Genomic DNA, 7,794 nt, shown 5'->3' with positions numbered 1-7,794 from the left:
GGCTCTTCATCATGAAGCGGGGGCGGCTCGGGTTCGCCAGGGCTTGTGGCCGCCGGCGGCGAGCAGGATGCGGAGCCGGTAGTTGTCGAAGTTGCGGAACCCGTGGGCGAGCCGTCGGGTCTTCTCGATGATGAGGTTGACCGCCTCGGTGCCGCCATTGCTCACCCCGCCGGTGTCGAAGTAGGCGAGGAACTGTTGCCGCCAAGCGCGGAGGGTCCGGCCGAGGCGGGCGATCTCGGGGATCGGGCAGCTGTGGAAGCCGTCGAGGACCTGCTCGGCGATGGCGCGACCGTCCGTGGCCCGTTCCTGGTGATAGGCGGAACGTAGCTGCTGGTAGCAGTGCCAGGCGACTTCGACCTCGCAGGTCGGGTCCCCGGCGACCAGTCCGGCGCGGAGGCGGGCGTGTTGCCGCTCGGACAGGTGCTCGGCCCCGTGGCGCAGCAGCCCGCGGATTCCGTAGAGCGGATCGCCCTTCCGGCCTCGATGCCCGAGCGTGTCTTGCTGGACACGTTGTCGAACCTCGTCGAGGGCCTTCACCCCGAGCCGGACGACGTGGAACGCATCGAGCACCGCGACCGCGTCCGGGAGTTCGTCGCGGATCGCGTTGGCGTAGCCGCGGAACGGGTCTAACGCGGCATGCTCGACCGCGGGCACGAACCCCGCAGGCGTCGTGCGCAGCCAGGCGGCGTAGGCGGTCCCGGACCGGCCCGGCACCACGTCCAGCAGGCGTGCCCGCACTTGCCCGTGTTCGTCGCGGGTCAGATCCACCATCGAGGTCACCGCGCGGTCGTGACCACGACGTGAGGGTTTCCAGATGTGCTCGTCCACCCCGAGCGCGAGCACCCTGTCGAGACGGGTTGGCTCGTCGAGCATGTCGGTGGCGTGAGCGGCGACCGCCCGCCAGAGCGTGTTCCAGCCGACCCGCAGCCGCCGGGCCAACGCCGCGACGGTGGTGTCATCGGTGCGTAGCATGCTCGTCGCCCAGCCGACTGCTCGAGCGGTGAGCTTCGCGCGAGCCGATACGAACGGATGCGTCTCAGAGAACGATATGACCCGGCAGCCGACCTCGCGGCACCGCCAGAGCCGCTTGGACCAGCGCACCCGCACCGGCAACCCGAACGCCGGCGCGTCCGCGAGCTCGTGCACCCGACGGCCGCGACTCTCGGCCAACACTCCGCAGCCTGGGCAACCGACCGTGTCGGCAGCCGTCTCGATATCGAGCACCAGCACCTCGGCACGAGCATCGACACCCGTCACATGGAACCCGTCAACGGCGAACACGGAACAAGCAGGCGCGCACGAAGCGCACCCCGAAATAGGGTGAGACACGTCGGGGTCTTTCTCGAAGGAGGAGTAGGAACTTCCATCCTGGAAGACCCCGGCCCCTCACCCCGCAACGACCCGCTCACCCCGCTTCATGATGAAGAGCCCGATAAAGACCGCCACCTTCTGCTTTGTGAACACGACATCGGGGCGCACTGCCACATCATCGACCTTGAACCGGAGATCGCACCGATAGCGGAGGCCACGAGAGTGGACCCGGCGTCGGACCTCCATCTCTGGCGTGGTGTCTCGCCTGCGGTTCGCTCGCATGTTTGCCGAGCGCGACGAACTTCCTGGTGGGGACAGCATCACTTCTAGATTACGAAGGTGCGGGCAGGTTTGCTCGGCGTTACCGCTCGTAGATGTTCGCGAAGTAGTACCAGGCGACGAGCAGCCCGGCGAACGGCACGATGAGGTGGAAGAGCTCCTCGCCGAGCGATCGACGACGGCATCGCGACGAGCGCGCCGGACGCCGTGACGGAGTGCGGGTCCGCACGGGGTGCCGAGCCACCGGACGCGACGAGTACACGGCGGCGGCGGGTCGCGTGGCTTCAAGTGCCGGACCGACGGCGTCGCGGAGTGCCTGGAACTCCTGGGTGAGGTAAGCACCCGGGCGGGAAGGTTGCGGGGAGCGGTGCCACGTTTCCGCGCGAAGCGCGGCATCCATCACCGTTGTCAGCTGCTCGTCGCGGGGCTTGCGGCGCCTCGTGAGCAGGGGGAGCAGCCCGCGCTCCGAAGCGACGTGCAGGTCGGTGCCGTCCCACCCTGGGGGCGCCTTGATGGTCAGCGACGCGGGGTCGACGAAAACGAGAGCCGAGAAGACCGGCACCGCGAAACCCGCTGCCTGCGAGAGGGTTGATCGAGTCTGTCGGTGGTGCCTCCTAGTTTCACGGCATGCAGGTGCGCTCCGAGACGGCTCGGGTACTGATCACGGTGAAGGCTTCGCCGCAACCGTCGAAGCTGTACGGCGACACTGTCTGCGTTGCCGGCATCCGAGTCGATGGGGGTCGATCGGAGTGGATCCGGCTCTATCCGCTGCCGTTCAGGTGGATGGGTGTCGAGAAGCAGTTCAAGAAGTTCGACCTCATCGACGTGGAGGTTCGACGCGCGACAGGAGATTCACGGCCAGAGAGCTTTCGGCCCGACATCGACACGATCGACGTCGTTGGGCACCTCGACGATTGGAAGGAACGTCAGCCGATCATGAGCAAGGTGCCACGAACGACGACGTGCGCGTTGAGCGGCGCCGGTTCGGAACATCACGACGCCCCGTCATTGGGGATGGTGTCGGTGAGGTCATTGGACCGCATCAAGGTCGAGCCGTTCGACGGCTGGTCAGATGCGCAGCAGGAGCGTATTGCGGCTGCCGCGAGCCTTTCGCCGCTATCGCTGTTTGGGGATCTGGAGAAGACTCCGTCCGAGCTGAAGGCACCACGGTTTGTTGTCCGTTACGAATACCACTGCACTGCGGACGGGTGCCCGGGTCACGTGGGGCAGGTGCTCGACTGGGAACTCACGGCTCTGCAGAACCGTCTGAACCGGGATTCCGACGACGTCGTTAGGGCCGCGATCGAGAAGAACTTCCATCAGCGGATGTTCGCGCCAGGCAAGCAGACATCCTTCTTCATGGGCAACTTCGAAGATGCACGCAAACGCGCGAGCTTCAGCGTGCTCGGCGTCTACTACCCGCCCGAGGGCGTGGCGACCAGCGTTGGGCTCTTCGACCTAGACGGTGACGAGTGAGTGCCGAGACTCTCGCACCGCAGCGATGACCTGCTCGCGGTGGCAGTGCGCCTCGTCGGCCTCGTAGCAGAGCACCGCCACTGTCTCTTGCTCCAGGAGGCTTGCCAGTCCGCGGATGCCCTGGGCTCCTGGCTCGCTTGCGAGAAGTCCGCGGAAGTGTTCACGGGCCGCGGTGCCGTCGGGTGAGTGCGCTTCGGCATAGCCGGCACGGTTCTCTTTCGGATTGCCCAGCCGGGGATCGTGGAGGTAGCGGATGCCGGCGGCCTCAAGCGCCGCCGAGAGCGCTCGCTTCGAGTAGCCAGCCTTGCGGGAGATCGCGTTGAGTCGGATATCGACGAGCACGCTCACACCCTCATCCCGAAGGCGTTCGATCAGTTCAGAGAGCTGGAGGCCCTCATATCCGATGCCGATCATGTGATGGTCCCTTCGGTGGAGCGCTGTCCGCGCGCGCAGAGCACGCACCCGGCAAGTAGTCGAACAGGTGCGTGCGCCCGCTCTCGCGATGAACTCGCGCCCGCAGGCGGTGCAACGGTGGATGCTTCCGCGACGCCGCAGAAGCTCGCTTCGTACCTCGCTGGCAAGTAGGACGAGTGTCTCATCACTCTTTGCACCGAGCCGCATGTAACGAATATAAGCGTTACATCGTGGCATCACGAGTCGCCGCGCCGCGCGAGCAAACTTTGGTCGCTACCGGCCGTAGACGTTGGCGAAGTAGTACCAGGCGGCGAGCAGCCCGGCAAAGGGCACCGCGAGGCGGAAGAGTTCTTCGCCGAGTGACCGACGACGGCGTCGCGACGACCGAACCGGGCGCCGTGACGGGGTGCGAGTGCGCGCGGGACGCCGAGGTGCTAGTCGCGATGTCGCGGCTGCGGCGGGGCGCGTGGTTTCGAGTGCCGGGCCGACGGCGTCGCGGAGTGCCTGGAACTCCTGGGTGAGGTGTGCACCCGGGCGGGAGGGTTGCGGGGAGCGGGGCCACGTTTCCGCGCGAAGCGCGGCATCCATCACGGTTGCTAACTGCTCGTCGCTCATCTCGCGGCGCCTCGTGAGCAGGGGGAGCAGCTCGTCGTCCGAGATGACGTGCAGGTCGGTGCCGTCCCACCCTGGGGGCGCCTTCACGGTCAGCGACGCGGGGTCGACGAACACGAGAGCCGAGAAGACCGGCACCGCGAAACCCGCCGCTCGGATGACCCTAGGAGGCGGGGTCGCGGCCACGCTCCGCGCGTCGCTAGGTTCGAGATCACGTGGGGTCTCGACACGCCGCTCCGCGGCTACTCGACCACCGAGGGGGAACTCGTTGCACGAGGATCAGGGGATCGCGGGGGCTTCGGCCCGCCGCGAGTACGAGCGCCGTCGGGCGAAAGACGAAGCGCGCATTCGCGACGAGTGGGGCCGATTCGGGGGAATCGCGGTCGCCCTCTCGGGGGAGCGGCAGAGCACGCAGGCGTGGAGTGTCGGGGCGTCTGGAGAGGAGCGAGTCGGGCTGCGTCTCGACGCGCTCGCGTCGGAGAGCGTGCGGGTGCTTCACGACCGCCGCATCCCAGGGACCCGCGCCAACATCGACCACCTCGTTGTGACTCCGCAGGCGATCTGGGTGGTCGACACGAAGAAGTACAAAGGTCGCCCGAGCCTTCAGATCGACGGTGGGCTCTTTCGCCCTCGGGTCGAGAAACTCCTAGTCGGCGGCCGAGACAAGTCGAAACTCGTCGAAGGTGTCGAGTGGCAGGTCGAGCGGGTTGAGGATGCTGTCGGCGGTGTTCCTGTGTTCGGCATTCTGTGTTTCGTGGAAGCTGAATGGCCGCTGATCGGAGGGTCGTTCAGCGTGCGCGATGTCGAGGTGCTGTGGCCGAAGAAGCTCGTTGCACGACTCAGTGCCTCGTCGACCGGTCCAGTCGACGTGGACGCAGCCGCCGCACTGCTTGCGGGACGGTTTCGCGTGGCTTGATCGGCAGGCGGCGAGTTCGCGCGGCTCGCCGTGGGGGCTCGCCTCTCGATGTCGCCGATGGTCGCTAACGTGTGCCCATGAGCGCACCCGACATCGACCGCAAGGTGATGGAGGGGTTCGCCGCGCTCGCCGGCGACGAGCACATGACGATCGTTCTGGGCGCTGGCGCGTCTGCACCATCGGGTCTGCCGACCTGGGATGAGTTCGCGATTCGCGTGGCAGTGCGCAGCGGGATTGTCGCAACGCGTGAGGCCGCCGCCGTCTTGCTCAGCAAACAGGACCAGACGATCGTGCTCGAGGCAGCCCATGCTCGTTCGGGTGACGCGTGGCCCGCACACCTCAACGAGGCGTTGTACGGGCTGCCTACCGTCGCAGCGACTCCGTCACCACTTCACCTCGCGGCGGCGGGTCACTACGCGGGCGCGCCCGAGGCGACGACGCTTGCGACCCTTAATTTCGACGTTCTGCTCGAGTTGGCCCTTCGAAGCACGGGCAGCCCGTTGGTTGTGATCGACACCGACGGTGACGACGAACCGGAAGCGCCCACGGTTCACCACCTCCACGGCGCGGTGTACAACGGCCAGGAATACTCCGCGGTGGTCGGCTATCGCGATTTCGCCGAACTTGTGGCTGACCCGAAGGCATGGCAGAGGGAGTTTCTCTCGTCCGCTCTGCAGCGCGGCCCGCTGCTGCTTGCGGGCACCTCGTATCGTGACCCTGACATCCGGCACTGGCTTCACCTCATCATGCGTGACGAAAAGCCGACATTTCCGGCGCTCGTCACGATCATCCGGGAAGGACTCGCGCTCGATCGCGAAACCTTTGCCACGATCGAATCGGCGCTCGCATCCGAATGGGAGTCGATCGGTCTGCAAGCCCTCGCCGTGCAGGATCTCGCTGACGTCGCTCTCGTTATTCGTGAACTGAAGCATGCTGCCGATCCCGGATATCAGCCGCCCGCAGAACGCGCGCGGCGGGTCTGGGATGCACACACCAAACGGTTTGCGGAGCTGCAGCGCGACTACTCCGTTCGTCTGGCAACGGACTCCGACGCTATCGGCGAGGCGCTCGGAGTGACGACGCACCGCGCAACGCTCTGGCTCGCAAACGCCCGAGGGAAGCTCGCCCGGTGGGCGTCCGAGTCGGGCCAGTTCGCCGCAGTCCGCCAGCTCAAGCTTCTGCCGACAGGACATGACAGCCCATGGATCGCAGGAGAGGCGATCGGCGCCGAAGAAGTGAAATTGAAGGACGCCGAACGAGACCCCGGAGTAACCCCGGCCTGGCGCTCCGTACTCGCCGTCCCGGTCTTCGTCGGGGATGGCATCCACCCCGACTTCGCAACCGCTGTCGTCACCTTCGGGCTCTCGCAAACTGCCGCGGCTGTGGTCGCCCGCGAGGCCGGGTGGCGTGATGCGGCATCCGAACTGAGTGCGGCCTGGGGAACACGCCTCGCAGGGGTCGCCTTCGGTGACCAGCCCGAGTAACTTTGATCTAAGGAATGGGAGAGCACCCGATGGCCGTCAAGAAGACCGCAGTCACGCGCAACGCGAAGACCGGTTCCTACACCGTCCACGTGTCGAAGAGTGCGACCACGGGCAAGTTCGTCACCGAGTCGAAAGTCACCGGCCGTATTGAGGTGCGGTCTTCGATCAAGAAGGCTTCCTAGGTCAACTGCCCGAACGACCCTGAGTGCAGGTTTCCGCGCGAAGCGCGGCATCCATCACGGTTGTCAGCTGCTCGTCGCGGGGCTCGCGGCGCCTCGTGAGCAGGGGGAGCAGCCCGCGCTCGCAAGGCGCGTGCAGGTCGGTGCCGTCCCACCCTGGGGGCGCCTTGATGGTCAGCGACGCGGGGTCGACGAACACGAGAGCCGAGAAGACCGGCACCGCGAAACCCGCCGCCTGCGAGAGTGCGGTGGATGCTCGCTGCAGTTCCGCCATCGAGTTGCGCAGGTAGTGGGCTCGGCCGCCCGCGGGTTTGGTCTCGACACGCCGCTTCGCGGCTACTCGACCACCGAAGGGAGGGGGATGGGCTTGGTGTTGAGCGTGAAGACGCCGGCCGGTCCGATCGCGATGTGGTCGATGTCGGTGCTGCCCGTGCCGACTGGTACCGAGTGCAGCACCGTCCACTCGGGGCCGGTTTCGACACGCCGCTTCGCGGCTACTCAACCAGCGAGGGCACCCCAGTACCAGCCGCGCGCATCCTCGTCGATTTCGACTGTGTCGGGCTGGCCGCCGAAGTGGATGCGACCCTGGTTCCACTCGTCGAGCAGCTTCTCGATGAGTGAGTGGCCGGGCGCCCGCTGGGCGAGATCGCGCTCAGTTCCCCCGCATTCCCCATACCGAAGGGTCGCGTGGTTGGGGAGGTGAGGATAGACCCGCTTTCGGGGTGTTGTGTGCCACTGCGCCATGACGCCGGCCCCTCCTAGGCTGAAGGCCAACGACGAGCCAAGAAAGGGAGGTGCGGAGATGAGCGCGCGCGTAGCTGTCGCACCGTCCGTTCTGCGCTGGGCTCAGGAGCGCTCCAAACGCGATGACGGTGCCTACGAGAGCAAGTTCCCGGCCTGGCCGTACTGGGTGGCCGGGCAGAAGGAGCCGACGATCAAGCAGGTCGCCGACATCGCTAGTGTCGCGTGTCGTTAGTTCCTAAATGGTTGGCGTGTTGGGAGAATTGCTTATGGCGAATTCTCCTGCTGCGGCGTTGGTGCTTCGTGAGGGTGATCGGGACGAGTTGATGTCGTGGACTCGGTCGACGGTGATCCGTGCGGGGTTGGCGATGCGGGCGCGGGT

At 66.4% G+C, this 7,794-nt stretch carries 12 protein-coding genes and 1 pseudogene; 5 read left to right on the top strand and 8 right to left on the bottom strand.

What is annotated here, in order from left to right:
• Window positions 1-9: 9 nt before the first annotated feature.
• Genes WBL06_RS05860 through WBL06_RS05850 form a run of 3 tightly spaced genes read right to left on the bottom strand, consistent with a single transcriptional unit; the run spans window position 10 to window position 2,152 of the window.
• Complete coding sequence (locus tag WBL06_RS05860; protein ID WP_424455039.1) at window positions 10-1,329, bottom strand: ISL3 family transposase; 1,320 nt, start codon at window positions 1,327-1,329, stop codon at window positions 10-12.
• A 57-nt stretch (window positions 1,330-1,386) separates the two neighbouring features.
• Window positions 1,387-1,632 (bottom strand): hypothetical protein, encoded by a 246-nt coding sequence (locus tag WBL06_RS05855; protein WP_424455038.1) that lies wholly within the window; start codon window positions 1,630-1,632, stop codon window positions 1,387-1,389.
• A 40-nt stretch (window positions 1,633-1,672) separates the two neighbouring features.
• A complete protein-coding gene (locus WBL06_RS05850; protein WP_424455037.1) occupies window positions 1,673-2,152 on the bottom strand; it encodes a hypothetical protein in 480 nt (159 codons plus the stop codon).
• A 65-nt stretch (window positions 2,153-2,217) separates the two neighbouring features.
• Here WBL06_RS05850 and WBL06_RS05845 point away from each other — a divergent pair, with 65 nt between their 5' ends.
• Window positions 2,218-3,066: a hypothetical protein gene (locus tag WBL06_RS05845; protein ID WP_424455036.1), complete on the top strand. Its 849-nt coding sequence runs from the start codon at window positions 2,218-2,220 to the stop codon at window positions 3,064-3,066.
• Here the strand turns inward: WBL06_RS05845 and WBL06_RS05840 are convergent.
• Both WBL06_RS05840 and WBL06_RS05835 read right to left on the bottom strand, forming a co-directional pair.
• Window positions 3,049-3,480, bottom strand: coding sequence for a DUF488 family protein (locus WBL06_RS05840; protein WP_424455035.1), 432 nt, complete (start codon window positions 3,478-3,480; stop codon window positions 3,049-3,051). The genes WBL06_RS05845 and WBL06_RS05840 overlap by 18 nt on opposite strands.
• A gap of 273 nt (window positions 3,481-3,753) precedes the next feature.
• Window positions 3,754-4,278, bottom strand: a complete 525-nt coding sequence (locus tag WBL06_RS05835) for a hypothetical protein (protein WP_424455034.1) — start codon at window positions 4,276-4,278, stop codon at window positions 3,754-3,756.
• Window positions 4,279-4,360: 82 nt separating this feature from the next.
• On the opposite strand from WBL06_RS05835, the gene WBL06_RS05830 reads away from it, so the two are divergent.
• The 3 genes from WBL06_RS05830 (at window position 4,361) to WBL06_RS05820 (ending at window position 6,674) form a co-directional block, all read left to right on the top strand.
• Complete coding sequence (locus tag WBL06_RS05830; protein WP_424455033.1) at window positions 4,361-5,008, top strand: nuclease-related domain-containing protein; 648 nt, start codon at window positions 4,361-4,363, stop codon at window positions 5,006-5,008.
• 77 nt (window positions 5,009-5,085) lie between these two features.
• Window positions 5,086-6,492, top strand: a complete 1,407-nt coding sequence (locus WBL06_RS05825) for an SIR2 family protein (RefSeq protein WP_424455032.1) — start codon at window positions 5,086-5,088, stop codon at window positions 6,490-6,492.
• A 14-nt stretch (window positions 6,493-6,506) separates the two neighbouring features.
• Complete coding sequence (locus WBL06_RS05820; RefSeq protein ID WP_424455031.1) at window positions 6,507-6,674, top strand: hypothetical protein; 168 nt, start codon at window positions 6,507-6,509, stop codon at window positions 6,672-6,674.
• A gap of 1 nt (window position 6,675) precedes the next feature.
• On the opposite strand, the gene WBL06_RS05815 is transcribed toward WBL06_RS05820, so the two are convergent.
• From WBL06_RS05815 to WBL06_RS05805, 3 genes and pseudogenes are all read right to left on the bottom strand, one after another.
• Window positions 6,676-6,945: a hypothetical protein gene (locus WBL06_RS05815; protein ID WP_424455030.1), complete on the bottom strand. Its 270-nt coding sequence runs from the start codon at window positions 6,943-6,945 to the stop codon at window positions 6,676-6,678.
• A gap of 62 nt (window positions 6,946-7,007) precedes the next feature.
• A pseudogene (locus tag WBL06_RS05810) lies at window positions 7,008-7,130 on the bottom strand (nuclease-related domain-containing protein); the annotation flags it as partial.
• A gap of 39 nt (window positions 7,131-7,169) precedes the next feature.
• The gene (locus WBL06_RS05805) at window positions 7,170-7,415 is read right to left on the bottom strand and encodes a hypothetical protein (protein ID WP_424455029.1); all 246 of its coding nucleotides are present in this window, start codon (window positions 7,413-7,415) and stop codon (window positions 7,170-7,172) included.
• 58 nt (window positions 7,416-7,473) lie between these two features.
• Here WBL06_RS05805 and WBL06_RS05800 point away from each other — a divergent pair, with 58 nt between their 5' ends.
• Window positions 7,474-7,647: a hypothetical protein gene (locus tag WBL06_RS05800; protein ID WP_424455028.1), complete on the top strand. Its 174-nt coding sequence runs from the start codon at window positions 7,474-7,476 to the stop codon at window positions 7,645-7,647.
• Window positions 7,648-7,794 lie beyond the last annotated feature (147 nt).

It is taken from the genome of Pseudolysinimonas sp. (genome assembly GCF_049651805.1).
Taxonomy (GTDB): Bacteria; Actinomycetota; Actinomycetes; order Actinomycetales; family Microbacteriaceae; genus Pseudolysinimonas_A.
The sequence above is the reverse complement of the archived record's forward strand: the minus strand, read 5'-3'. Positions and strand labels throughout refer to the sequence as shown.

Coding starts and splice junctions, on each gene's coding strand:
- WBL06_RS05855 (WP_424455038.1), bottom strand. CDS start 1,632: ATGCTGTCCCCACCAGGAAGTTCGTCGCGCTCGGCAAACATGCGAGCG.
- WBL06_RS05845 (WP_424455036.1), top strand. CDS start 2,218: ATGCAGGTGCGCTCCGAGACGGCTCGGGTACTGATCACGGTGAAGGCT.
- WBL06_RS05840 (WP_424455035.1), bottom strand. CDS start 3,480: ATGATCGGCATCGGATATGAGGGCCTCCAGCTCTCTGAACTGATCGAA.
- WBL06_RS05825 (WP_424455032.1), top strand. CDS start 5,086: ATGAGCGCACCCGACATCGACCGCAAGGTGATGGAGGGGTTCGCCGCG.
- WBL06_RS05820 (WP_424455031.1), top strand. CDS start 6,507: ATGGGAGAGCACCCGATGGCCGTCAAGAAGACCGCAGTCACGCGCAAC.
- WBL06_RS05815 (WP_424455030.1), bottom strand. CDS start 6,945: ATGGCGGAACTGCAGCGAGCATCCACCGCACTCTCGCAGGCGGCGGGT.
- WBL06_RS05805 (WP_424455029.1), bottom strand. CDS start 7,415: ATGGCGCAGTGGCACACAACACCCCGAAAGCGGGTCTATCCTCACCTC.
- WBL06_RS05800 (WP_424455028.1), top strand. CDS start 7,474: ATGAGCGCGCGCGTAGCTGTCGCACCGTCCGTTCTGCGCTGGGCTCAG.